The following is a 25,679-nucleotide window of genomic DNA, read 5'->3' on the forward strand; positions in this document are numbered from 1 at the left end:
CATTGCGTCCTGCGCTTACCGTTCAACGTTAGTACCTGCCGGTCACCCGGTCATACCGATGGTCCCGTTTGCTCTACGGTGCCGGCCGGCGGCCCGGTCGACGGTGTGTCGGCCGCGCGTGGCGGCCCACTGATCGCGCAGCAGTTCGTACTCGACGTCGTCATCGATCTGCTCGCCGGACAGCCGTGCTGCGGACAAAGCCAGCGGCGACAGACGCATGCCCAGCTTGCGCATCACCCGGTGCGACGCGGAGTGGCCGGGGTGCGCGCTGGCGAACACACGCCGAGTGTCGGTCGACAGGAACGTGACGGCGATCAACGCGGCTGCGGCTTCGGTCGCGATGCCCGCACCCCAGTGTTCGCGGGCGATGCGGTAACTGAGTTCGAGCTCGTGTTCGGCGCTGTGTCGGGGCAACCGTAGATGGACCCAGCCGACGAACATGTCGTGACGCCGCAGCGACACCGTCCACATCCCGGTCCCGTGCGACGCGAACTGCGCCTGCGAACGGGGAACCACCCAGTCGGCGATGGTGTCCCGTCGAGTGGGTTCGCCGCCGCTGACGAAGCGCATCACGTCGGGGTCGGCGTCGAGCACGTACAGGCGGTCGACGTCGTCGGGCGACACCGGCCGCAGTCGCAGACGTTCGGAGTCGATGGCCACGCCCGGCAGTCTAGCGACGCGCGTGGAGGACGTGTCGGACGTCGACGATATGGTCGACCCGTGTCGGATGAAGAGAACATGAATGCACCGCAGACTCCGTTCGCGGTGGAGATCGCGTTGCGCTGGGGCGATCAGGATTCGCTCGGGCATATCAACAACGTGCAGATCGCGCGAGTGGTCGAAGAGGCCCGCATCCGCGCGATGAACACCTGGTTCGGTGGCGGGAAAGACACGTTCTGGGCAGTCTTGGCACGCCAGGAGATCGAGTTCGTGAGCATCCTGCACTATGACCCGAAACCCGTGCAGGTTCAGGTCTGGATCACGCGCATCGGGACGTCGTCCTTCGACTTCGGCTGCCGTGTGCTCGCACCGACCGGCGAGGTCGCAGCCCTGACGGAGACCACGCTCGCTGCGCTCGACCCGAAGGCCGGCGCGACGGTCCCGCTGCCCGACGCCGCCGTCCGAGGACTGCGCGAACACGTCGGGGACCCGGTGCCGTTCCGTCGCCGTCGATGACCTGAGGCGTCAGCGTCGACAGGCAGCCAGGACCGACAGATAGCCGGTAACGACAGATAGTCGGTAACGACAGACAGGCGGGGAGGAGCTGACATGTTGACGGTGCACCGTGCCGAGCGGGCCGACACTCTGGTGGCGGTGCTGGCCGACGTCCTCACCACCCCGCTGGCCGATCCGATGGCGACCGAGGTGATCGCCGTTCCCGAGCGCGGCGTGGAGAGATGGCTGGGGCAACAGTTGTCGCTGCGGTTGGGGATCGCAGCCAACATCGCGTTCGATTCGCCGTCGTCACTGCTCCGGCAGGCGACCGCCGTCCTCGCCGACGACCCCGACGAGGCACAGGCCTGGTACGCCGATCGGCTGAGGTGGCCCGTCCTGCGGGTCCTCGACGAGCACATCGGCGACGAGCGCCTGGCGGTGCTCGCCGCGCACATCGGAGTCACCGGCGACGCCGAACGAGCGGACCTACGACGCGGCAGACGCTTCTCGACCGCCGCGACCATCGCCGGCCTGTTCGGCGCATACGGCTGGCAGCGGCCGTCGATGATCGCCGACTGGGCCGCAGGCCGCGACACGGATGGCGCGGGCGCCGAGCTCGCTCCCCACCTGCGGTGGCAACCGTGGTTCTGGCGCCTGGTCCGAGAACAGGTGGGGCGCCCGCATCCGGCGGAAGACCTGGCCGGACTCACCGAGCGTCTACGCGAAGACCCGGGCGTCGTCGACTTCCCCGAACGGCTGTCCCTGTTCGGGCCGACTCGCATCCCGCAGACCCTGCACGCGGTGCTGGACGCGCTCGCCGTCCACCGGGACGTCTCGCTGTACCTCCCGCACCCGTCGGACGCGCTGTGGCGCACGATCGCCAAGAGCAGTTCGGGGCAGCAGTCGGCTGGTCCGAATCGGCCGGGGCTACGGCTCGCACGCGAGACGCGGGACGGGGCCGCAGCCGGCCACCCTCTGCTCGCCGCGCTCTCCCGAGACGTTCAGGAGATGCAGGAGACACTGGCGCCGTCGATCGGCGACGACGTGCACCACGACGGGAGTCCGCGCCCGGACACCGTGTTGGGCGCGCTGCAGGACGGACTCCGTGACGACCGCCTCGCTCCGATGACGACACCGCCGGACGAGTCGGTCCAAGTGCACGCCTGCCACGGACCCGAGCGGCAAGTCGAAGTGTTGCGGGACAGTCTGCTGCACCTGTTCGCCGACGATCCGACTCTCGAACCCCGCGACGTGCTCGTCATGTGCCCGGACGTCGAATCGTATGCACCGCTCATCCGCGGCGCGTTCGGTCAGACCGGGATGCACCATCCCGCATACAAGCTGCGCGTCCGACTCGCCGACCGCGGGCTCCGCGAGTCCAATGCGGTCCTCGACGTCGTGGCACGGACCCTCGACCTCGCCGCCGGTCGCGTCCGGTCCGGCGAACTCCTCGACCTCGCGTCCTCGCCGCCGGTGCGGGCACGTTTCGGATTCACCGACGCCGACATCGACTCCCTCGCGGGCTGGATCCGCAGATCCGGTGTCCGGTGGGGGCTCGATTCGACACAGCGCGAACGGTTCGGCCTTGGCGGCTTCCCGCAGGGCACCGTCGCGACCGGCCTGGATCGGATGCTGTTGGGCGTCGTCGCCGAAGAGTCCGAGAACGAGTGGCTGGCCACCGCGCTGCCGCTCGCGGGGATCGACTCCACCGACACCGACCTCGTGGGACGTTTCGCCGAACTGTGCGACCGCCTCGCGACGATCGTCAGCGCCGTCGCCGACCGGCACACCATCGGCGACTGGGCCGACCTGCTGAACGGCGCGGTCGACGCATTGACCGATGTCACCGACGATGGCGAATGGCAGCGCGCCCAAGCGGTCGGGATGATCGGCGACGCGCTCACCGTCGACGACGACGGAGCAGGCACCGAACTCGAACTCGGCGACGTGCGCGACCTCATCGCGGGACTGGTGGCGGCCCGGCCGACGAGGTCGAACTTCTGCACCGGCGAGCTCACCGTGTGCTCGATGGTGCCGATGAGATCGGTGCCGCACCGGGTGGTCGCCCTGCTCGGCATGGACACCGGCGTCTACCCCCGTCCGGGCGCCCTCGACGGTGACGACGCGCTCGCCGTGCGCCCGCTTGTCGGGGAACGGGACCGGCGGGACGAGGACCGCCAGACCTTCTTGGACGCAGTGTGCGCAGCCGGTGAGCACCTGCTCGTCTTCTACACGGGCGCCGACCCGCTGACCGGAACCCGACTGCCGCCCGCCGTCGTCGTCAGCGAACTCCTCGACGCCGTCGACGTCGTCGTCGGCCACGACTCCCGTGAGTCAGACGCGGAGTCGCCGGTGGTGCACCGGCATACACTGCACGCGTTCGACGAGCGGAACTTCGTGGACGCTGACGGCCGCGGACCGCTGAGCTTCGACCCGACGCTCCTGTCGGGTGCCAGCGCGCTACGGGACGCGACCAGATCGGAGCTGCCTGCCCCGGCGCTGCCGCGGGTCTCCGACGCGCGGCCGGGCCCGCCCGCACTCAGCGACGTCGACCTTGACGAACTGATCGCCTTCCTGTCCGCGCCGGTGGAGGGCTTCGCCCGCCAACGCCTCGGGCTCGGCATCCCGGAGGAGGCCGAAGAGTACCCAGACCAACTCGCGGTCTCGCTGGACGGGCTTGAGAAGTGGGGGGTCGGCAACCGGTATCTGCAGGCGCTGCTCGACGGGCGAGACCCCGTCGCGGCACAAGGCGCCGAACTCCGTCGCGGCACTCTGCCGCCGTTCGCGTTCGGCACCGCGGTGTTCGGACCCGTCCGCGACAAGGCCCAAGCCGTCGCGACCGCAGCGCACGGCTACCGGTCTGATTCGGCCGACGCCGTCGACGTCCGCGTCGACCTGCCGGGCGGACGACGGCTCTACGGGACGGTCGGCGACGTGTTCGACGGGCGCCTGGTCCCGGTCAGCTATTCGCGGCTCGGCGCCAAACATCGTCTCGCCGCGTGGATCCGGGTGCTGGCGATGGCCGCGTCCGGGGCGGTCGTCGACCCCGAAGCCGTGGTCGTCGGCGGCGCGGGCGGCTTCCGCCCGTCCGCCCGCATGAGCAGACTGGCCGCGCCCCGCGACGCGAGCGAGATCCTCGCGGTCCTGGTCGCGATTCGCGACGCCGGTCTGACCGCGCCGATAGGGCTGACGTTGGAGGCCGCCGAGGCCGCGGCGGCCGAGTTCGACAGAGCCGGCAACGAGCGACGCGCCATGAACCGCGCGTCGTGGGCGTACCGCTCGTCGTACAGCGATCCGAACCGGTACGCCGGTCTGGTGTTCCACGGCGACCCCGGTGCACATGTGAGCTTCGACGAATTGTGCGTCTCCCTACCGGATCCGTCGGCGTTGAGCAGCGTCGAGCAATGGCTGCCGGGAACGCCTACGACGCCGATGTACGTGCGTTTGGCCGCTGCCGTGTTCGGGCCGCTCCGACGCAACGAGGAGGACCGATGACCGCGCCGACCGCCTTCGACCTACGGGCGCCGCTACCGCGCGGCACCACCGTCCTGGAGGCCAGCGCCGGCACCGGTAAGACGTACGCGATCGTGTCGGTCGCCGTCCGTCACATCGCCGAAGGCGTACCGGCCTCGAGACTCCTGATGGCGACGTTCTCGAACGCGGCCTCCGCCGAACTCCGCGACCGGATGCGAACCCGGCTCACCGAATGCCTGGCCGCCTTCCCCGCCGGCGGTGAGCGCGCGGACGACCGGACACTCGAGGACGATCTGGTCGCCTGGCTGTTCGACGCCCCCGACGACGAGGTGGCGGTTCGACGGCGGCGTCTCGTCGCGGCGCTGTCGGACTTCGACGCGGCGACGGTGGCGACGACGCACACCTTCTGCAACCGCATGCTGGCGGCGCTCGGCTTCCTCGGCGGCCGCGAACAGCAGTATCCGATCGTGGAGGACGTCGACGACATCGTCGACGACGTGGCCCGCGACGCCTACCTGGCCCGGTTCGCCGGCGACCCCGACGACGCTCCGGGCTTCGACGAGTCGGTGGAGATCGCGCGCGCCGCGGTCCGGAACGCGAACGCGATCCTCGCGCCCACCCGCGACGACGAGCGGACCGACGAGTCGGACCTGCGTGTGCGGATGGCCGAACACGTACGTCGGCAGACCCAGCGGCGCAAACGCCGCGCGCGGCTCCGCACCTACGACGACCTGCAGAACACGCTGTTCGAGATCGTCACCGACCCGGACATCGGCGAACTCGCGTGCGCGCGCATCCGCGACCACTTCGAGGTCGTCCTGATCGACGAATTCCAGGACACCGACCCGCAGCAGTGGGAAATCGTCCGCCGCTGCTTTCACGGGCATCTGCCGTTGGTCCTGGTCGGCGACCCCAAACAGTCGATCTACGCGTTTCGCGGCGCCGAAGTGCTCAGCTATCTGAACGCCGTCGAAACGGCCGAGGACCGTCGTCTCCTGACTGTGAACCGCCGGTCCGACGAGTCGGTCGTCGACGGTCTCGGCGTGTTGTTCGGCGGCGCGACGTTCGGGCACCGCGACATCGCGTTCCACCCGGTGCAGGCGCATCACGCGGGCAGCCGCATCCACGGTGCGCCCGCCGTCCGCATCCGCGGGTTCACGAAGAACCAGTTCACCGACTTCACGAAGGATGGGACCACCCCGCGCGTCGCGCAGGTGCGGGAGAACGTGATCGACGACGTCGCGGCCGACATCGCCGCACTCCTCGCGTCCGACACCACGATCGACGTCGACGGACGGACACGGCGAGTGGAGCCCGGCGACATCGCGGTGCTGTTGCGCGCCAACCGGACGATCGAGCCGCTGCAACGGAAGCTGTCCGAGCGGGACGTCGCGTCGGTCGTCACCTCGGGCACCTCGGTGTTCGCGACCGACGCGGCGCGCCACTGGTGGCACGTATTGACCGCGATCGACCATCCGTCGCGGCAACCGCGGGTGCGGCTCGCCGCGTTGACCCCCCTCATCGGTCACACCGCCGAGAGCTTGGAATCACAGGGGGACACCGGCATCGGGACCTTGGCAGGCCAGTTCGGCGAACTCGGCCGCGTATTCGTCGACGGCGGGTTCGCGGCGATGGCCGCCCGACTGTTCGACGAGTTCGACACTGCGCAGCGGATCCTCGGGTCCGCAGGCGGCGAACGGCTGCTCACCGACGTCCGGCAGGTCGCCGACGTGTGCAACAGGCGCGTCGCCGACACCGGCAGCGGGCTGTCGTCGATCGTCGACTGGCTCGGCGAGCAGGTCGCGGGCCGCTCTCAGTGGTCCGGGCGCGGCGACGCCACCCGACGTCTGGACCGGGACACCGCGGCGGTCCAGATCATGACGGTTCACGCGAGCAAGGGGCTCGAGTTCCCGATCGTCTACGTGCCGTTCGGCTGGGACGGCGCGACCCGCGTCAATCCCGCGACCTTCGTCTATCACGAGGACGACGACGAACGGTATCTCGACGTGGCGGGCAAACAGGCACGCGGGTACGCCCGGCGCGACGGCCGAGCGCGGTCCGAGAGCGCGGGCGAGGACCTGCGGCTGCTCTACGTCGCGGCGACCCGTGCGCGTTCCCAGCTCGTGTTGTGGTGGGCGCCGAGCACGACGACGCCGCGCGGCGCGTTGCATCGTCTGTTGTTCACCGTCGGAGAACGACAGATCGCCGCGCGCGACGGCGGGAACTCGCCGATCCCGGACACCGTGTCTGTCCCGGCCGAGGACATCGACTGCGTCGGGGTTCTCCGGCAGGTCGCCGCGGTGGACCGGTCGATCGTCGTCGAGCCGGCGGGCAGGCACGGCGGAGGGCGTGCGCCGCGCGCCGCCGACACGGGGCCGGCGCCCACACTCGCCGTCGCCCGGTTCACCCGACGGATCGACGACGGATGGCGCCGTACCTCGTATTCGGCGATCGTGGCGGCGGCGCACGCGGCGGCCCACCCGGACGCCGGGACCGGCGTGATCGGCACCGGCAGCGAACCGGACGTCGACGAGCGGTCCGACGAGCCCGCAGACGGACCGGATCCGACAGTCGGCGACGCAGACCCGTCGGGCAGTGGGACGGATTCGGCGATCGGCACGCCGTCTCCGATGAACGGGCTCCCGTTCGGCGCCGGTTTCGGCACCCTGGTGCACGAGGTCCTCGAACACGTCGACACCTCGGTCGCCGACATCGACGTACACGTCCACGAACTCACCGTCGCCGGCGCGGCCAGGCGCGGCGTCGACATCGACGTCGATGTGCTGGCCGCGGCACTCGTCGCCGTGTTGACCACCCCGCTCGGTTTCGGGGACCTGTGGAGCATCGGGCCCCGGGACCGTCTCGCCGAGATGGATTTCGAGCTGCCGCTGTCGTCGGTCGACGGCGGTTTCGGCCTCGACGCGGTCGGCGACCTGTTGGCGCGGCACCTGCCCGCCGACGATCTGCTCGCGCCGTACGCGGACCTGGTCCGCACGGTCTCCGGCGACCGCTTCCGCGGCTTCCTCACCGGCAGCATCGATTCGGTCCTGCGGACGCCGGAGGGGCGGTTCGTAGTGGTCGACTACAAGACGAACCGCTTGCGGCCGGGCGATCTCGCCGTCGAAGACTTCGGCCGCGACGCGATGGCGCAGGAGATGATGAGCGCGCACTACCCACTGCAGGCGCTCCTGTACTCGGTCGCATTGCATCGGTATCTGACGAGTCGGCTACCTGGCTACCGTCCGGCCGAACATCTGGGCCCGGTCCAATACCACTTCGTGCGTGGCATGGCCGGGCCATCGACGCCGCCCGGCTGTGGCGTGTTCGAGTGGACGATGTCGCCGGGCCTCGTCGTCGCCATGAGCAAGCTCCTGGCCGGAGAGAAGGAGGATCGGGCATGATCGTCGCCTCCGAGGACGGGATCCTCGCATCGTTCAACGCGGCAGGCGTGCTGACCGCGTCCGACGTTCATGTGGCACGGCGGGTGGCCGCGCTGTCCGGGACGACGGTGGCCGACGACGTGCTGCTCGCGACGGCGTTGGCCGTTCGCGCGGTGCGCACCGGGTCGACGTGCGTTCAGCTCGACCGAATCACCGAGACCATCGCAGACCGCGGCGACGACGAGGCGCGCGCGCTGCCGTGGCCGCCGGTCGACCGGATGGTCCGCGCGCTCGCCGCGTCGGAATTGGTGACGGGTGCCCCGACCGGGCCGTTGCAGCCGCTCGCGCTCGCCGAGTCGGCGGACGGCCCGCTCCTGTACCTGCGCAAGTACTTCCGACAGGAGCAGAGCGTCCGACGGATTCTGGACGCGCGGGCGTCCGGTCGACCCGAAGTGGACGCGGCCGCGGTTGGCGGCGCGATCGAAGCGTCCTTCGGTGCCACCGAGGACTCCGGCTACGACCGGCAGCGGGCGGCGGCTGCGCTCGCCGCGACGAGCTGGACGACGGTGCTCGCGGGCGGACCAGGGACCGGAAAGACGTACACCGTCGCGCGGATACTCGCGATGATGGAGACGTTGCTCGGTGACGATGTGCGGATCGGACTCTGCGCGCCGACCGGGCGTGCCGCCGCCCAGCTGCAGACGGTGATCGGCGAGTACAGTCAGACGCACCGCAGGCTGCACAGTGACCCGAAGGCGGTCACGGTCCACCGCCTTCTCGGTTCCCGTCCGGACGGCACGTTCGTGCGCGGGGCGGGCAATCGGCTCCCGTTCGACGTCGTCGTCGTCGACGAGACGTCGATGCTGCCGGTGACCATGATGTGCCGTCTGCTGGAGTCGTTGCGCAGTGACACCCGCCTGATCCTGGTGGGCGACCCGCACCAACTCGTGTCGGTCGAGGCAGGCGCCGTCCTGGCCGATCTCGTCGACCGAGGCGTCGAGGTGACCGAGGCCGCCGAACTGTCCGCAGCGTTCCGGGAGGCGGCGTCGATCGACGACGGAGACTTCACTGACTCCGAGCGGACGGCTCTCGCGCACGGCGTGATCACATTGCGGCGCGGCCACCGGTTCGGCAACCGGATCGGTGACGTCGCCGAAGCCGTCAACGCGGGCGACGCGGACCGCGTGCTCGAACTGGTCGCAGGCGAACGCCGGGCGGGAGACGGCGAGCCGGGAGATGACCCGACGGTGACACTCGTCGACCCGGCCGACATCGACGGAGTGCGGTCGAGTCTCGTCGGTTGGGCGCGTGATCTGCGTGCGGCCGCCAGGACGGGGGACGCGGCGGCCGCGGTCGCCGCGCTGAGGTCGCACCGGGTGCTGTGCGCGCACCGCGACGGTCGGTTCGGGGTGGCCGGCTGGTCGCGGCGGATCCTGGGATGGACGACCGAGGAACTCGGCGGGGTGTCGTCGAATGGGGATTGGTACGCCGGGGAACCGCTGCTGGTGACCGCGAACGACCGTGCACAAGGCGTGTACAACGGCGACTCCGGCGTGGTGATCGCCGATGGCGATTCGCTCGCCGCGGTGTTCGAGCGGGGCGACGATGTGAAGAAGCTTCACCCGAGCCAATTGGGCGACGTCGTTCCGGTGTATGCGATGACGATTCACCGCAGCCAGGGGAGTCAGTTCTCGGAGGTCACTGTCGTCCTGCCGCCCGCGGACGCCGAGCTGTTGACGCGCGAACTGCTCTACACCGCGATCACCCGTGCTCGCGACCGGGTGCGGATCGTCGGCACACCTGACGCACTGCGCGCCGCTGTCGGTCGCCGCGTCGCCCGCGCCAGCGGCCTCCGCACCCAGCTGCGCGAGGTCGGCGCTTAGGCGTTCCCGCCGGACCCTAGGCTTCCGGCGCCAGCTCTGCGCCGCCGGGCACGAGGTCGCGACGTGTGTACGCCTCCCGCCCGAGGAACTGGCGTTGCGGATCGGCGGGCACGGAGGCGAAGTTGCGCATGGAGGCGCTGCGTTTCATCTCCGTCTTGTGGGAGTAGATTGCGCGGATCTTGGCGCCCAGCTGGGATTGGACGTCGAGGACCAGGTCGATGTCGGCATCGGGGGTTCCGATGATCGGCAGGTGTCGTTCGTCGGGCAGGTAGGGGCGTAGAAGGTTGACGACGGTCACCGGGATCGTTGCGAAGTACAACGACTTCACCTGCCACGGCTGGCCGCTCTCGGGCCGGTAGTGCACGAGCGGTGCGGCATCGGCCGCCGCGCACACGAGTCGGTTGACGTGGATGTGGTCCGGATGGCCGTAGATGCCGAAGGCGTCGTAGGTGACGAGTATCTGGGGTCGGAGCAGGCGGATCTGTGCGACGAGAAGCGCGACCTGCTCATCGAATGGAACCTCGAGCACCGACGGCGCATCGGGTGCGGACTCGGGCACCATGCTGTCGGCGTACCCGAGGGTGATCGGCGGGCGCGGTAGACCGAGTTCGCGTGCCGCGTCGAGCAGCTCGCGGTGACGGTGGGTTCCCGGAGCCCATGTGGCGGTGATCAGGTCGGCGTCGCCTCCGCGCGCAATGTGCGCGGCTATCGCACCACCGGTCCACAGTGACTCGTCGTCGGGGTGGGCGTGGACGAACACTGCGCGGACTATGTCGGACACAGCGTCCATCGTACGCGCAGGTCGAAGGTAAACTCGGATCTGCCGATCGGCGGTACTGGCCCCATTTCGGGCCGAGAGAGGAGAACAGCGTTGTCGTCACAGGTACACGAGTTTCAGGCGGAGGCACGCCAACTGCTCGACCTGATGGTCCATTCGATCTATTCGAACAAAGACAGCTTCCTGCGGGAGCTGATCTCGAACGCGTCGGACGCGCTCGACAAACTGCGAATCGAGGGGTTGACCGACAAGGACCTCGGTGCTGATATCTCCGACCTTCACATCCGATTGACGCCGGACGCGCAGGCGTGCACGCTGACGATTTCCGACAACGGTATCGGCATGTCGCGCGACGAGGTGATCGACCTCATCGGCACGGTCGCCAAGTCGGGGACGGCGGAACTGCGCCGTACCCTCGCCGAAGCTGACAAGGCGGCGTCGGAGGAACTCATCGGACAGTTCGGCGTCGGTTTCTACTCGACGTTCATGGTCGCCGACGAAGTCACCCTGGTGACGCGTAAGGCCGGCGAGAGCGTCGGCACCCGCTGGTCGTCGACCGGCGACGGCACCTACACGATCGACGACGTCGACGACGCGCCGCAGGGGACGAGCATCACCCTCGCGTTGAGCCCGGTCGACGAGGAGAACGCGGTCAACGACTACACCGATCGCTTCGTGCTGCGGCAGCTGGTGAAGAAGTACTCGGACTTCATCGCGTGGCCGATCCGGATGCTGAGCGAGGCACCCGAGCCGACCGAGCCGACCGAGCCGACTGACGGCGACGACACGCCGGAACCGGCCGAGCCCGTCGACGAGACGTTGAACTCGCAGAAGGCGCTGTGGTCCAAGAGTAAGAGTGAGGTCAGCGACGAGGAGTACGCCGACTTCTACCGGCACGTCTCGCACGCGTGGGACGAACCGCTCGAGACGATCTCCCTGCACGCCGAAGGCACCTTCGAATATCAAGCGCTGCTGTTCATTCCGACGCAGGCACCGTTCGACCTGTTCATGCGCGAACGGTCCAGCGGCATCCACCTGTACGTCAAGCGCGTGTTCATCATGGACGACGCAGACGAACTGATGCCCGAGTACCTGCGGTGGGTGCAGGGCGTGGTGGACGCCGCCGACCTGTCGTTGAACGTGTCTCGTGAGATTCTGCAGCAGGACAGGCAGATCCGCGCCATCCGTCGTCGCCTCGTCAAGAAGGTCATCTCCACCGTCCAGGAGATCGCCGACACCCGGCCCGACGATTACAAGACGTTCTGGGAGAACTTCGGCCGCGCCTTCAAGGAAGGCCTGGTCAACGACGCCGACAACGCGCAGGCCATCCTCAAGGCGTCGATGTTCGCGTCGACGCAGTCAGAAACCGAGCAGACGCGCCTCGCCGACTACGTGACCCGGATGGCCGACGGCCAGGACGTCATCTACTACATGACCGGCGAGTCGCGCACTCAGATCGAGTCGAGCCCCCACCTGGAAGCGTTCCGCGCCAAGGGGATCGAGGTGCTGCTCCTGTCCGACCCGGTGGACGAGGTGTGGGTCGGGACCGTCGGCGAGTTCGACGGCACGAAGCTGGTGTCGGTCGCGAAGGGCGTCGTCGATCTGGAAGGCGATGACGCCGACAAGATCGACGACGCGCAGAACGAGGAGTTCAAACCGCTGCTCGACTGGTTGGGCGAGTCTCTCGCCGACGAGGTCTCGTCGGTGCGGCTCACGTCTCGCCTGACCGACTCGGCCGCCTGCCTCGTCGGGGACGAGTTCTCGATGACGCCGCAGTTGGAGAAGCTCTACCGTGCGTCCGGCCAGCCGGTCCCGCACAGTAAGCGAATTCTGGAGTTGAATCCGAATCATGCGCTGGTCACGCGTCTGCTCGAGAAGGCGGCCGCGTCGGAGGAACGGGCGGGCCTCGATTCGGCCGCGTCGCTCGTCTATGCCTCGGCGGTGTTGGCCGAGGGCGGCGAGCTGCAGGATCCGGCGTCGGTCGCTCGGCTGATCGCCGATCAACTCACCGAGTCGTTGGGCTGACATCGTGGGATTGCTGACACCGCTCGCCATCAAGATCGGGTCCATCTCATGGATGCCGAAGCTTCTGCCGACCATCGTGAAGACGGACGGACTGATCCAGAAGGCGAGCGGTGGACGCCGCGATCTGTTGTGGATCGCGGGGCTCCCGAGCGTGACGATGACGGTCGTCGGGCGCAAGAGCGGTGCACCGCGGACCACCACGCTGCTGGCGGTTCCGGAGGGCGACGACTGGCTGATTGCCGGCTCGTACTTCGGTGGCCCGAAGGCCCCCGCCTGGGTGTACAACGTGCGGGGCGCGGGCTCGGTCACGATCGACGGCCGGGAGTTCGCCGCCGTCGAGCTCAGCGGCGACGCCCGCGCCGACGCGTGGGAGACTCTGCGGTCGGTGTGGCCGAACTTCGACCTGTACGAGCAGCGCACCGCCCGCGTCATCCCTGTCTTCCGGCTGTCGCCGGGCTGAGCCCCGGAGCGTCACCGGGGCCGTGGTGGGGTTGCGCCCTGGGCACGAGTTTGTGCTCAGGTCCGGGGCCTCGGCACAAACCGATGCCCTGGGCACAAACTCGCGCCCAGGGCACAGGCGGGTTCGGCAGCTCGCGCTTATTCGCCCTTGAACTGCGGCGGACGCTTCTCGAACACCGAGGTGATGGCTTCGGTGAGGTCGTTGCTCGGTAGAAAAGCGGCGTTCCACGCGGCGACGTAGCGGAGACTGTCGTCGACTGCGGCGCTACGCGAATGGTCGAGCACGTCCATGACGCCCTGGACGACGAGCGGCGGGTTGGCGGCGATCTCGGCGGCGATCTGTCGGGCCGCGGCGAGCACCGCGTCCTGGTCGTCGTAGACGTCGTTGACCAAGCCGATCTTCTCGGCGCGTGCGGCGTCGATGTCCTTACCGGTCAGGGCGAGCTCGCGCATGTGGCCGTCGCCGATGATCCGCGGCAGACGAGCCAGCGAGCCCATGTCGGCGACGATTGCAACGCGGACCTCACGCACGCTGAACTTGGCGTCGGCACTCGCCACTCGAATGTCGGCGGCCGTGATCAAGTCGACGCCGCCGCCGATGCACCATCCGGAGATCGCGGCGACGACAGGCTTGCGACAGTCGGCGACCGCGTTGATGCCGGTCTGCATGCGCTTGATCATGTTGTGGAAGTCAGTGCGGGGACCGGCCTTTGCGTCGGGTCCCAGAACGGGGCCGAAGTCGCCGCTCATCGCGGGCAGGTCCAGCCCGAACGAGAAGTGCTTGCCCGATCCGGTGACGACGACGGACCGCACGTCCGGGTCGGAGTCGATGCCGTTGAACAGCGGGACGAGTTCAGACCAGAAGTCCGGGCCCATGGCGTTGCCCTTGTTGGGTCCGATCAACGTCACCTCGGCGACGTGGTCGGCGACGGCCACGTCGAAGGCCTGATACTGGTCGCTGTCGCGGTAATCGGTTGCGCTCACTTCGTTGCTCATTCCTCGTATGTTACTCGCTAGTAGATGTCATGCCTCGTCAGCTCGCTCCGATAGCTCAGTCGCGAGACAGGCGGGGAAGCAGACGGTCGGTGTCTGCGTCGGTCCAACCGTCCGGTTGCAGGATCTTCGTCCACGCCTTCGGGATCGCGGCGAGGTAATTGTGGCCGTGGCCGTCTGGGACGTCGACGGACACGGCCATGTCCGCGGCCACCTGTAGGAACGTGACGAACGGAATCCACCGGGTGGCGGCCAGGACGTCGGGGCCGCGCTGTTCGTCGAGCCAGTCCGGTTCGGACAGGATCAGATCCGGGGACCACCACGAGATCGGGTCGGACGCGTGCTGCAGATACACGATGCGGGGGCTCGCCCACGGCAGGCCCGCAGGCTCGTCGAGATCGGATGCGTCGGAGATGAAACGAACTCGTTCGCCGTCGTCGACCACCGGGAGGTACTCCGGCGAGCCGTCGTCACGATCGTCCGTCGTGTCCCGCCACAAGGTGTTGCTGAACGTGGGCCCGGTCAGAAGGACGCCGTCGGTGCGAGCAGCCATCGTCGGTATGGAACCGAACGGCGACTCGCCTGCGAACGATCCGAGGCTCTCGCCGAACACGACGACCTTGGGGCGCTCTGCTTCGGGAAGTCGGCGCACCACCTCGTCGACCGCTTCGAAGAGGGCGCGGCCTGCTTCTCGCGCGCGCTCCTGATCTACGAGGAACGACAACCAACTCGGCAACGTCGAATACTGCATCGAGACCATGGCGGTGTCGCCGTTGTACATGTATTCGAGTGAGTCCGGATTCGCTCGGTTGATCCACCCGGTCCCGGTCGTGGACGCGACACCGATCACCTTCCGGTCGAGCCCGCCGGCCCGCACCAGTTCCCGCGCGGCCAGGTCGGCGGCCGCGGTGATGTCGCGCGCCGACTCGATTCCGGAGTAGACGCGTATCGGCTCTTCGGCCGGGGAGCCGTTGAACTCGCTGATCTCCTCCCTGGACGGCCCCGTGGAGACGAACGCCCGCCCCATCCTGCCGAGACTCTCCCAACTCGCCAGCGACTCGGGACTGCCCGACCGCAGCGGTGACGTCGGCGGCTCCGAATCGGGGGTCGACTCCTCGTTGACGGCGGCGAACGTCGAATTGAGCAATTGCATGGTGTTCTTGGCGACGACGTCGTTGACGAACACCATGCTGAGCACCACGACCACGGCGACGGACACTGCCGCCGAGATCCGCGGCGGCACATGCCTGCTCAAGCGTCGCGTCAACATGCGGACCAGCGCGCCCCACGCCTGACCGACCGCGATCAGAAGCGCGAACGCCACCAGTGCGATCACCAGGATCTGCGGATATGCTCCCCACGACAGGCGCGCCACACCCATCAGATCGCGGAGTTCGTCCTGCCACCGGGCGTACCAGTAGAGCATCACCGCGGTCCCGATCGCAGCGATCGCGCCGAGTGCGACCCACGCGATGCGGCGCGGCCGCGGCCACGGTTCCGTGCGCGAGACGAGGTAGCGCGCCAGCCAGGCGAAGAACACACCGATCATGTATCCGACGGCGGCAGCGCCCGCACTCACGACACCTTGGAACAACGGTCCGCGCGGCAGAAGAGACGGCGTGGCCGACAGCCACAGGAAGACGGTCGCAATCACCGCCCCGGTGAACGACAGGCGCGACCCGTACGTCACTGCCCACCGTGCGACTCGGGACCGCCCGGCTCCGGCCTCGACTGTGTCTGCCTCGCCTGGACCCGCCTCGCCTGGGCCCGCCTCGATAGGATCGGGGCCGTCCGGTACAGCCTGGGTGTCAACGGGCACGTCGCCTCCTGTGAGTGTGCGGGTGAGCACGCTGGTCATACGGTACGAGGGTCATAACGCTACGGGGAGCGGAGACAGAACGGGCACTTCAGGTCACAAGCAGTGTGCAACCATGGGGCCGTGAGCAATTCGAACGATCCGATCGGCGTGTCCGACGTCCGCCTGGGGATCCCCGTCGCCGACCAGCGGGCCTCGACGCGCGCCTACCAGATCCTGCTCGGTGCTCCGGTATCCGATGGTGAATGGGCGGCGGCGAACGGAACTGTCCTCCTGCGCGACGCCGACGCGGATCTGTCGATCGACTTCGTCGTCGCCGACGAGGCCCGGGCACGGGCGGAACTCGCACGCCGGGGTCTGTCGCCCACTGGAGAGGTGTCGATCGGGGTCACCGAATCGACTCGACCGCGACCGGATGGCCCGGTGCTCGATCACATCGTTCTCACCCACCGCGACGAGGACGCCGCGATCGCGTTGTACGCGGGCAGGTTCGGGATGAGCCTGCGGCGTGTCCGTCCGCTCGGAGACGAATTGGTGCAACTCTTCTTCCGGACGTCGACGCTCGTCGTCGAAGTGGTCGCCGGGCCGGCGATGGCTGAGCGCGAGCTTTTCGGCGGCATCGCATGGCTGACCGACGACATCGACGCCGAGCAGGAGCGACTCGTCGAAGCAGGGCTGGACACCAGTGAGGTGCGGGTCGGCCGCAAACCCGGGACTCGCGTCTGCACCGTCCGCGAACGGGTCCTGGGAACGCCGACACTGCTCATCGAGCAGTCACCGAGGTCCGACGATCCGTCATGACCGCGATGTTCCCCCTCGGGTCGGTGCTGCTGCCGGGTGAGCAGGTGCCGCTGCGCGTGTTCGAACCGCGATACGCGACGATGTTCGACGAGGTGCTCGCCGGTGACTCGACGTTCGGCGTCGTGCTCATCGAACGCGGCTCCGAAGTGGGCGGGGGCGACACCCGGTCCGCCGTGGGGACGCTCGCCCGCGTGGACGACTGGACACCGACCGGTCCCCGCCGACACTCGTTGCTCTGTGTCGGCGTCCACCGGATCGTCGTCGACGAATGGCTGCCGGACAAGCCGTATCCGAACGCACGGACACGGCGGCTCCCCGACACGCCCGGCGAGGACCCAGACTGGACGGCGCTCATGGAGAGGCGAGCGCAGCTGCAACTGCTGTGCGGCCAGGGCGGCCGTCGCGATCGCGACCTCCGGCGGACCGCGTCGTGGCTCGCCGACCCCGTCGACTACTCCGGGCTCGACTCGACGGAGGCGAGCTTCCGGGCGACCTCGGACCTGCCGCTCGGGGCCGCCGATCGGCAACGCGCACTGACCGCGCCCGACGCCGCGTCACGAGTCGACGACATCGTCTCGGCTGTCGACGATCTGATCGCCGCACTCCGATTCCGACTCCAGGCCTGAACCCTCATCGGCCGCTATCCTCGGCGGCATGAGCAATATCGAGAGTCGGCCCCAAGAGATCAGCTGCTCGGGAACAGCGTCGGCAGGGGTCGAGGTGGTGACCCCGCGTGAGGTGCCGCTCGGCGGCATCCGCGCGATGCTCGTCCGACGCACGTTGCCCACTCGCGATCGTTCGATGGTCGGCGCGTGGTGCTTCGCCGACCACTACGGCCCCGAGCCGGTGTCGACCAGCGGTGGGATGCGTGTGCTGCCGCATCCGCACACCGGTCTGCAGACCGTGAGCTGGCTGTTCGAGGGCGAGATCGAGCACCGCGACAGCGCAGGCGTCAACGCGATGGTCCGCCCGGGCGAGATCAACCTGATGTCCGCGGGCCACGGCATCAGCCACTCCGAGGTGTCGACCCACTCCACCGACATCCTCCACGGTCTGCAGTTGTGGCTCGCGCTGCCCGACGACGTACGCGACGAACCGAACGGATTCCAGCATCACGTACCCGACACGACGACGTTGACGGCCGCCGACGGTACGACCGTCGGAAGCATGCGGGTGTTCATCGGGGAGCTCGCGGGCTCGCGGTCTCCGGTTGTCACCGCGACGCCGCTCCTCGGCGCCGAGATCCTCCTGGAGCCTCGCGCGAAGGCAGACCTGGCGGTGGATCCGACATTCGAACACGGCGCGATCCTGGACACCGAACGGCTCGTCGTCGCCGGCGTCGAGATCTCACACGGAAGCCTTGCCTACGTCGGACCCGGATCGTCGACGTTGACGCTGGAGAATCCAACGGACGTCCCGGCTCGCCTCGTTCTGCTCGGTGGAACCCCGTTCGGCGAGGACATCGTCATGTGGTGGAACTTCGTCGGCCGCGACCACGACGAGATCGTCGCCTACCGCACGGAATGGGAGAGCGGCGCACAGCGTTTCGGATCAGTGGGTGGCTGGGAACCCGATGACCGGATTCCCGCACCGCCGCTCCCCACCAGTCGGCTGAAGCCGAGAAGGAGACCACGCCATGAGTGAGACCACTGAGCAGGTCGCAGTCGCCCGGAACGATGAGGCCGGGCGATACGAGATCACCGTCGACGGGAAGCTCGCTGGCTTCACCGAGTTTGTCGACCGTGACCGGCAGCGCATCTTTCCACACACTGAGTTGGACGACGAGTTCTCCGGCCGCGGTCTGAGCTCGACTCTGGTACGCGACGCACTGGCCGATACTCGTGCCGCGGGGCAGCGCGTAGTCGCCGTGTGCCCGCTCGTCGCGCACTATGTGGACAAGCACGCCGACGAGGTGGGCGATATCGTCGACAAACCGACTCCCGAGATCTTCGCGTTCCTGAAGTCTCGGTAGGTCACGGACGCGCCGTCACCGTGGGCGCACGTTGTACTCGCTCATGATCGACACCCGGTTGAATGCGTTCATGGTTATCGACGCCCAGGTGACGGCCGCGATCTGCGCCGCATCCAGGATGTCCGCGGCACGCTCGTAGGCGCAGTTCGCATCGCCGGGACCAGGGAGTTCGGTCACCGCCTCCGCCAGTTCGAGAGCTGCCCTCGTTTGATCGTCGTACAGGTACGGTGCTTCGCGCCAGGCGGGCAGCACTGCGATCTGCTGTTCGGTGACTCCGGCCGTGATCGCGTCCTCGTGGTGGAGGCTGAGGCAGAAGGCGCACCCGTTGAGCTGAGAGCATCGCAGGTTGACGAGTTCGACAACGCGTCGATCGAGTCCGGCGGCGGCCGCGGCCGCGGCGACCGCGACGGAAGTGGCGACGAACTGTTTGTAGATGTCGGGATTCTGCTTGTCGAGCTTCACACGGGGAGTCGGCATGCGTTCAGGGTAGTGCGTTCAACCCGTCGTACGTCTCGTGCGCATCGGGCCTGTCCCTCATCCTGGGGATCGCGTTGCACAACGGTCGCAGCACGACCGTTGTGCAACGCGATTCTCGTCCGGGACCCGCCAGGGGACTGGACCGACGGGAGACTCAGTCGTCGAGCGACTTGTTGACGTCCGACGACTCGCCGAGGTTGGCCAGCATCGAGGCGACGTCGATGCCGGTGGTCGAACGGATCACCTCGAGCGTGCTCGCGACGCCGGTGCCGGCACTCTGCGTCAGCGGGCTGACGGAATCGCCGACCAGCGTGATGTTGGAGTCGGCCAGCGGCTGCGACGCAGCGCTGACGATCTCGGGCAGCTTGTTCAGGACGAGTTCGAGCTGACCGACCTTGTCGAGTTTGCCGAGCGCGTCGGCGCGCTTCTCCAGAGCCTCCGCTTCGGCTTCACCGGTGATGCGGATGCCTGCCGCGTTCGCTTCGGCCTCCGCGGTGATCTCGGCCTTGCGGGCCTCGGCGCGTTGTTGCGCGGCGTACAGGTCGGCTTCGGCGGGGCGACGGACCTCGGCGTCGAGCTGGGTGTCGCGCAGGCGTGCGCTCTGCTCGGCGACCTCGTTGTCCTTCTCCACCTGGATGCGGCGACGCTCGGCTTCGACGAGCGGACGCACGGCGTCGGCTTCGGCCGCAGCGCGGTCGGTGGCCTGACGTGCGGCTTCACGTTGGATGTCGAGTTCGCGCTGCTGCTCGATGATCGCCTGCTCGTTGGCGATGCGGCTCTGCTCGGCCACCCGGTGCGCCTCGGCGCGCGACTGCGCGGCGATGGCGGCCTGATCGGACCTCTCCTTGGCGGCGAGGTCGCTGAAGTACTGGCCGTCCGAGTCCTGAACGTCGTTGATCGAGAAGCTGTCCAAGAGCAGGCCCTGGTTCCCGAGGATCTCCTTGATCGACTGCGCGACCTGGTCGACGAGCTGCTGGCGGTCGACGAGGATGCTCTTGGCGGTCATCGTGCCGACGATGGAACGGAGTTCACCGGACAGCTGTTCGGTGACGAGAGTCTTCACGCGGTTCAGGTCGTCGCCGAAACGCGGACCGGCCTTGAGGATGTCCTCCGGGGTGTCGCCGACCTTGACCACGGCGACGCCGCGGACCTTCAACTCGATGCCGTCGTTGGCGGGCGTCGACGTGTCCAGATCGGCTTTGATCGACGACAGCTGGACACGCGTCGCGCGCTGTACGACGGGCAGGACGAACGTACCGGTCCCGCGGTACACCTTGCCCTGGTGGCCCTTGCCGGTGCCGGTGACGATGAAGGCCTCCTCGGCTCCGGGCACGCGGTAGCGCGACAAGAGCAGGAGCACGACGAGGACGAGCAGGACGGCGACGACGGCTACAGCCGTGATGATCGCGGTCATAGGTGTTCATTCCCTTCGGGGTGGGTGGTCTCGCCGAACGTTATCGACGAGACGTGGAAACTCTCGCGCCCATCGATCTTGTCGACGACGACCGCGTGTTCGTTGTGGGCGAGTGATTCATCGGACGTGACGGTGATCTGTCGCGCGCCCAACGGGGTCCTGACCTCGGCGGTGCCGAACCGGCCCTGCACGACGGGTTCGACGATGCGGACCGTCGACCCGACAAGGTCGTAGGACGGCAGTTCCTCCTCGGAACCGACGAGATAGCCGAGGAGCGCGAATGCCACCAGGCCCAGCAGGATGCCGACGACCGCACCGGACAGCAACGCGAGAGGCGTGCCGGTGATGTCGAAGACGATGAGTCCACCGGACAGCAGACCGAAGCCGGTCAGAAACGGGGTCGCGACGGATACCAGTCCTGCACCCGAGTCGCCGAGATGAATGTCGAATGAACCGAACTCGAAGCCGATCAGCGAAAGGAGAGTCAGGAACAGGCCGACCAGGCCTATGGCGAGAAGAACGATTCCGAGCACTGGCACCCCGTTTCTGCAGTGTTTGGCGTGATTCCATTCTGTCACACGGGGTGAACGACGCCATTCGGGCGTTCGCCGTCCACTCCGGCTCTGACACCACCAATCGTGCCATTGACAACTGGCACGATTGGTGGTGACATTCAGGCATGGTTGAAACGCGGACCGCACAGCGAGTCCCCACGACAGCGTCCACGCGGTCGCGGCTGGCCGCAGTCGCCACCAGATACGGCGTCGGAACGTTCACCGGACATCTCCGGACCGACGCCGCAGGGGTCCGCCTGTCGCGCCGGACGATCGCCGCGCTCATGCGAGCGTTCGGATCAACGCCGTCGGGCACGACCGTCGAGAAGATCGACGAGCGCACCCGGCCAGACGGACCCGTGCGCGGGGAGTGGGTGTACGGCCCCGGCGCCGATCGCGCGTCCAGACGCGTCATCTATTTCCTGCACGGCAGCGCCTACATGATGTGCTCACCGTCGACGCACCGGAGCTTCGCGGCGCGGCTGTCGGCGATCACCGCGCTGCCCGTATTCGTGCTCGACTATCGGCTCGCCCCCGAGTTCCGCTTCCCGGCTGCGGCCGACGACGTCGACGCGGGGTGGGACTGGTTGGTCGGCCGCGGGTACGACCCGTCGGACATCGTCGTCGCAGGCGACTCGGCCGGCGGCCACCTCGCCTCGACGTTCATCTTGAATCGTGCTGCCGCGCAGCAGACGCTGCCTGCAGGCGTCGTTCTGTTCTCCCCGGTCATCGACCTGACCTTCGGGCTCGCGGCGCAGCGCGAACGTGTCCGCCGCGATCCGATGATCACCGCGGCCAATGCGCGCGGCCTCGTCGAGTTGTACACGGTCGGTGCAGACATGAGCGACCGTCGGCTGACTCTCGACTACGCCGCTGCGGCCGACTGTCCACCGGTGCTCGTGCAGGCAGGCGGCGCGGAGATGTTGCAGGCCGACGCACGGCACTTCGCCTCCTGTTTCGCCGCTCAGGGCGGCGAGGTCACCACCGAGATATGGCCCGGACAGATGCACGTGTTCCAGGCGCTGCCGCGGCTGGGGCCCGAACCCGACGCGGCACTCCTCCGAGTGCGCGACTTCATCACCGACGCACTGGATTCGCGTCGGACCGTTCAAGGAGCGACATCATGACCGCCATCGACTCACTGCTGGCCGGCCTCGTCCGAAACCGACGCAGCCACGGCGCGAACGCCGTGGTGACCGGTGCGGGCAGCGGTATCGGACGAGCCTTCGCCCTCGAACTCGCAGCCCGGGGCGGTCACGTCGTCTGCGCGGACATCGACCCGGACCGGGCCGGCGAGACCGTCCGCCTGATCACCGCTGCCGGCGGTCGTGCCCTCGCACAGGTCTGCGACGTGTCGGTGCACGACGACGTCGTCACGCTCGCCGATGTCGCACGACGCGAGTTCGACGGCCCGCCGACCCTCGTCATCAACAACGCCGGCGTCGGCATCGGCGGCCTGCCGGTTGGCGAGATCGGCATGGACGACTGGAACTGGGCGCTCGGCATCAACCTGTGGGGAGTGGTCCACGGGTGCGAGACATTCGCACCGCTCGTCCGCGGCGCGGGTCGCGGCGGGATCATCAATGTGGCGTCGGCCGCCGGATTCGCGGCCGCCCCCACGATGGGGCCGTACAACGTCGGCAAGGCAGGCGTCATGTCGGTGTCGGAGACGCTGTCGGCGGAGATGAGCGGTACCGGAGTCGCCGTCACCGTGCTGTGTCCGACGTTCGTCAAGACCAACGTCGCCCGCGACGGCCGGATCACCGACAACGGCCGAGGGCTGGCCGGCTGGCTCATGGAGAAGACCGGGCATTCCCCGGAGAGCGTCGCAGCGGCCACGCTCGACGCCAACGACCTCGGCAGGCTCTACGTGGTGCCGCAGGTCGACGCCACTGTGATCTGGCACCTCAAACGCCACTTCCCGACGCCCTACACCTGGGGCGCCGGGCTGCTGAACCGGCTGCTGCCCGAAGAGCAGCACACCGACACGTCGTCGCAACCGGACACCGCATACGCAGACCAGCACTGACCTGTTCAGACGCATCGAAGGAGACTCGTCATGGCCATGGATATGGACCGCATGCTCACAATGATCAAGGATCGCCAGTGGGCGCTCGCCGACATCGACTGGGACGCCCCCGGCGCGGAACTGATCGAACCCGAACTCTGGGCCAAGCTCAAGCCGTTCCTCTCGGACCTGATGTGGATCGAGAATGTCGGCGCGCGGGGTTTCGCGGCGATGGCCAAGAAGGCTCCGAACCCGACGCTCAAGAGCATCTACGAGCACTTCCACGCCGAGGAGCAGAAGCATGCGAACGCCGAACTGGCCCTGATGCGTCGGTGGGGGATGCTCGACGGCGACGAGATCCCATCGCCGAACGTCAACGTGCAGTTGATCATCAACTTCTTGGACAAGCATTCCGACGGCATGTCCCTGTCGTTCCTCGGGACGGTGATCCCGATGCTCGAGGTGGCCTTGGACGGCGCGCTCATCAAGTTCATCACCGACGAGGTCAAGGACCCCGTCGCGCAGGACGTGTTCCGCCACATCAACGCCGACGAGTCGCGGCACCTCGCCGTCGACTACGAGGTGATGGACATGCTGGGCCATGCGGACGTGCGCAAGCTGATCGCCGACTTCGTCGGCGGCTGGATCAACCCGTCGCTGATGATCGGATTCCTCAGCTACATGCCGTTGCTGAACAAGATGCGCGACAACATCGTCGCGATGGGAGTCGACGAGCAGAAGCTCTACGCGGCGATGAAGAAGTACCGTGCGGTCGGCGAGCGCAGCAAGTATGTGAACCGGCTCCCGATGTTCCGGCTGGTTTCGTTGCACGGCTCGTGGGTGATCAACCGAGACAACCTCCCGTACCACTTCGTCGCGGACGGACTAGTGAAGATCACCGACAAGATTCCGTTCGAACTCGTCCACCGGACCCCCACCTGGTCGCAGGAACTCACCTACGAACCGGCAGCCTGAGAGAGGCGACACATGGCGATCGCAGTAGCTGTCATCGGAGCCGGATTCGCGGGGATCGGCGCCGCAATCAAGTTGAAGCAGAAGGGGATCGACGACTTCGTCGTCTTCGAACGCGGGCAACGCGTCGGCGGGACGTGGCGGGACAACACCTATCCGGGAGCGGCGTGCGACATCCCGTCCCAGCTGTACTCGTACAGTTTCGCGCCGAATCCGGAATGGACGCACACCTACTCCGGCAGTGCCGAGATCCTGGACTACATCGACACGATGGTCGCCGAGTTCGGGGTCGCCGACCACATCCGCTTCAACCGCGAGGTGAGCGGGCTCTCCTATGACGAGACGGCGGGGGAGTGGACGGTCAATTTCACCGGCCGCCGGCGCGCGGTGAAAGCACGGTCGGTGATCATGGCGGCCGGACCGCTCGCGAACCCGTCGTTCCCGGGCATCCGCGGACTCGACGATTTCCAGGGACACCGAATCCACAGCGCGCGATGGGATCACGACTACGACTTCACCGGTAAGAAGGTCGCTGTGATCGGCACCGGAGCCAGCGCGGTGCAGATCGTCCCGCATCTGGTGCGGCAGGCCGCGTCGGTGAAAGTCTTCCAGCGAACGCCCGGGTGGGTCCTCCCGCGCGTGGACATGGAGACCGGCGAGTTCGCGAAGAGCATCTATCGACGGATCCCAGGTGCGCAGCGGCTCGCGCGAGCCGCGTGGTTCTGGGGTCACGAGTCGGTCGCCCTCGGCGTCGTGTGGGACACACCGCTCACGCGTGTCGTCGAAGCGGTGAGCAAGCTCAACCTCCGCCTCCAGGTCAAGGACCCGTGGCTACGGCGACAGCTGACACCCGATTTCTCGGCCGGATGCAAACGACTCTTGATGACCAGCGACTACTATCCGGCTTTGCAAGCGGACAACTGCCGACTCGTCACGTGGCCGATCGCGCGCATCGCGCCGAAGGGCGTCCGCACGGTCGAAGGCGTCGAACATCAGGCGGACGTCATCGTGTTCGCCACCGGCTTCGAGGTCGGCAAGCAGTCGACGCCGTTCCCCGTCTCCGGGATCGGTGGCCGGATACTCGCCGACGAATGGCGGGGCGGCGCGTACGCGTATCGCAGTGTGAACGTCGCCGGATACCCGAACCTCCACATCACGTTCGGTCCCAACTCGGGGCCCGGGCACAACTCGGCGCTCGTCTACATGGAGGCGCAGATCGAGTATCTGACGGAGGCGATAGCAACGCTCGAACAGAATGGGTGGAAGGCGCTCGACGTCCGTGACGAAGTTCAGACCGAGTACAACCGCAACATTCAGAAGCGGCTCGGCGCCACCACCTGGAACTCCGGGTGCCAGAGCTGGTACCTCACCGAGGACGGATTCAACGCGACCATGTTCCCGGGTTTCGCGACGCAGTTCACCAACCAGTTGGCACGCGTGGATCTTCGCGATTATCGGATTCTCGTGCATGAATCGGCTCCCCACGGGGCCGCTGCGCCCGCCATGTCGGGATAAGCT

The 25,679-nt window shown here is 67.9% G+C and carries 21 protein-coding genes; 14 read left to right on the top strand and 7 right to left on the bottom strand.

The features are described from left to right. Nucleotides 1-42: 42 nt before the first annotated feature. Complete coding sequence (locus tag L5G28_RS09825; RefSeq protein ID WP_237001382.1) at nt 43-660, bottom strand: GNAT family N-acetyltransferase; 618 nt, start codon at nt 658-660, stop codon at nt 43-45. Between the two features lie 60 nt (nt 661-720). Between L5G28_RS09825 and L5G28_RS09830 the strand changes: the two genes are divergently transcribed. The 4 genes from L5G28_RS09830 (at nt 721) to recD (ending at nt 9,892) form a co-directional block, all read left to right on the top strand. Continuing rightward, nucleotides 721-1,176 (top strand): acyl-CoA thioesterase, encoded by a 456-nt coding sequence (locus L5G28_RS09830; protein ID WP_237001383.1) that lies wholly within the window; start codon nt 721-723, stop codon nt 1,174-1,176. Between the two features lie 93 nt (nt 1,177-1,269). After that, nucleotides 1,270-4,650, top strand: coding sequence for an exodeoxyribonuclease V subunit gamma (recC, locus tag L5G28_RS09835; RefSeq protein WP_237001384.1), 3,381 nt, complete (start codon nt 1,270-1,272; stop codon nt 4,648-4,650). Continuing rightward, nucleotides 4,647-8,030 (top strand): UvrD-helicase domain-containing protein, encoded by a 3,384-nt coding sequence (locus L5G28_RS09840; protein ID WP_237001385.1) that lies wholly within the window; start codon nt 4,647-4,649, stop codon nt 8,028-8,030. The genes recC and L5G28_RS09840 overlap by 4 nt, the downstream gene beginning before the upstream one ends. Continuing rightward, nucleotides 8,027-9,892 carry an exodeoxyribonuclease V subunit alpha gene (recD, locus tag L5G28_RS09845; protein WP_237001386.1) on the top strand — a complete coding sequence of 622 codons (1,866 nt, stop codon included), beginning with the start codon at nt 8,027-8,029 and terminating at the stop codon, nt 9,890-9,892. The genes L5G28_RS09840 and recD overlap by 4 nt, the downstream gene beginning before the upstream one ends. Nucleotides 9,893-9,908: 16 nt before the next feature. Here recD and L5G28_RS09850 read toward each other — a convergent pair whose 3' ends face one another. Further along, nucleotides 9,909-10,682 carry a PIG-L family deacetylase gene (locus L5G28_RS09850; protein ID WP_237001387.1) on the bottom strand — a complete coding sequence of 258 codons (774 nt, stop codon included), beginning with the start codon at nt 10,680-10,682 and terminating at the stop codon, nt 9,909-9,911. A 135-nt stretch (nt 10,683-10,817) separates the two neighbouring features. Between L5G28_RS09850 and htpG the strand changes: the two genes are divergently transcribed. Together htpG and L5G28_RS09860 are read left to right on the top strand one after the other, a co-directional pair. After that, nucleotides 10,818-12,695 (top strand): molecular chaperone HtpG, encoded by a 1,878-nt coding sequence (gene htpG / locus L5G28_RS09855; protein ID WP_237001559.1) that lies wholly within the window; start codon nt 10,818-10,820, stop codon nt 12,693-12,695. A gap of 4 nt (nt 12,696-12,699) precedes the next feature. Further along, nucleotides 12,700-13,155, top strand: a complete 456-nt coding sequence (locus L5G28_RS09860) for a nitroreductase family deazaflavin-dependent oxidoreductase (RefSeq protein WP_236996984.1) — start codon at nt 12,700-12,702, stop codon at nt 13,153-13,155. A 137-nt stretch (nt 13,156-13,292) separates the two neighbouring features. Here the strand turns inward: L5G28_RS09860 and L5G28_RS09865 are convergent, their stop codons facing one another. Both L5G28_RS09865 and L5G28_RS09870 read right to left on the bottom strand, forming a co-directional pair. Beyond that, a complete protein-coding gene (locus L5G28_RS09865) occupies nt 13,293-14,150 on the bottom strand; it encodes a crotonase/enoyl-CoA hydratase family protein (protein ID WP_236996985.1) in 858 nt (285 codons plus the stop codon). 55 nt (nt 14,151-14,205) lie between these two features. After that, nucleotides 14,206-16,005: an alpha/beta hydrolase gene (locus L5G28_RS09870; protein WP_237001388.1), complete on the bottom strand. Its 1,800-nt coding sequence runs from the start codon at nt 16,003-16,005 to the stop codon at nt 14,206-14,208. 81 nt (nt 16,006-16,086) lie between these two features. Here L5G28_RS09870 and L5G28_RS09875 point away from each other — a divergent pair, with 81 nt between their 5' ends. The 4 genes from L5G28_RS09875 to L5G28_RS09890 are packed head-to-tail and all read left to right on the top strand — an operon-like array spanning nt 16,087 to nt 18,736. Next, entirely contained in the window at nt 16,087-16,764 is a 678-nt protein-coding gene (locus L5G28_RS09875) for a VOC family protein (protein WP_237001389.1), read from the top strand. Continuing rightward, nucleotides 16,761-17,390 carry an LON peptidase substrate-binding domain-containing protein gene (locus L5G28_RS09880; RefSeq protein ID WP_237001390.1) on the top strand — a complete coding sequence of 210 codons (630 nt, stop codon included), beginning with the start codon at nt 16,761-16,763 and terminating at the stop codon, nt 17,388-17,390. The genes L5G28_RS09875 and L5G28_RS09880 overlap by 4 nt, the downstream gene beginning before the upstream one ends. 28 nt (nt 17,391-17,418) lie before the next feature. Beyond that, nucleotides 17,419-18,408, top strand: a complete 990-nt coding sequence (locus L5G28_RS09885; RefSeq protein ID WP_236996989.1) for a pirin family protein — start codon at nt 17,419-17,421, stop codon at nt 18,406-18,408. Next, a complete protein-coding gene (locus L5G28_RS09890; RefSeq protein ID WP_236996990.1) occupies nt 18,401-18,736 on the top strand; it encodes a GNAT family N-acetyltransferase in 336 nt (111 codons plus the stop codon). Before L5G28_RS09885 ends, L5G28_RS09890 begins: the two co-directional genes overlap by 8 nt. 15 nt (nt 18,737-18,751) lie before the next feature. Here the strand turns inward: L5G28_RS09890 and L5G28_RS09895 are convergent, their stop codons facing one another. From L5G28_RS09895 to L5G28_RS09905, 3 genes are all read right to left on the bottom strand, one after another. Beyond that, nucleotides 18,752-19,213, bottom strand: a complete 462-nt coding sequence (locus L5G28_RS09895; protein WP_237001391.1) for a carboxymuconolactone decarboxylase family protein — start codon at nt 19,211-19,213, stop codon at nt 18,752-18,754. Between the two features lie 154 nt (nt 19,214-19,367). Continuing rightward, nucleotides 19,368-20,627 (bottom strand): flotillin family protein, encoded by a 1,260-nt coding sequence (locus L5G28_RS09900; RefSeq protein ID WP_237001392.1) that lies wholly within the window; start codon nt 20,625-20,627, stop codon nt 19,368-19,370. Then, complete coding sequence (locus tag L5G28_RS09905) at nt 20,624-21,160, bottom strand: hypothetical protein (RefSeq protein WP_237001393.1); 537 nt, start codon at nt 21,158-21,160, stop codon at nt 20,624-20,626. Before L5G28_RS09905 ends, L5G28_RS09900 begins: the two co-directional genes overlap by 4 nt. Before the next feature lie 146 nt (nt 21,161-21,306). Between L5G28_RS09905 and L5G28_RS09910 the strand changes: the two genes are divergently transcribed. The 4 genes from L5G28_RS09910 to L5G28_RS09925 are packed head-to-tail and all read left to right on the top strand — an operon-like array spanning nt 21,307 to nt 25,676. Further along, nucleotides 21,307-22,308 (top strand): alpha/beta hydrolase, encoded by a 1,002-nt coding sequence (locus L5G28_RS09910; RefSeq protein WP_237001394.1) that lies wholly within the window; start codon nt 21,307-21,309, stop codon nt 22,306-22,308. Continuing rightward, entirely contained in the window at nt 22,305-23,210 is a 906-nt protein-coding gene (locus L5G28_RS09915; protein ID WP_237001395.1) for an SDR family NAD(P)-dependent oxidoreductase, read from the top strand. Before L5G28_RS09910 ends, L5G28_RS09915 begins: the two co-directional genes overlap by 4 nt. A gap of 30 nt (nt 23,211-23,240) precedes the next feature. Next, nucleotides 23,241-24,164 carry a ferritin-like domain-containing protein gene (locus tag L5G28_RS09920; RefSeq protein ID WP_237001396.1) on the top strand — a complete coding sequence of 308 codons (924 nt, stop codon included), beginning with the start codon at nt 23,241-23,243 and terminating at the stop codon, nt 24,162-24,164. A 12-nt stretch (nt 24,165-24,176) separates the two neighbouring features. Then, nucleotides 24,177-25,676: a flavin-containing monooxygenase gene (locus tag L5G28_RS09925; protein WP_237001397.1), complete on the top strand. Its 1,500-nt coding sequence runs from the start codon at nt 24,177-24,179 to the stop codon at nt 25,674-25,676. Nucleotides 25,677-25,679 lie beyond the last annotated feature (3 nt).

Origin of the sequence: Gordonia liuliyuniae (genome assembly GCF_021739025.1) — a bacterium.
GTDB classification, from domain to species: Bacteria; Actinomycetota; Actinomycetes; order Mycobacteriales; family Mycobacteriaceae; genus Gordonia; species Gordonia liuliyuniae.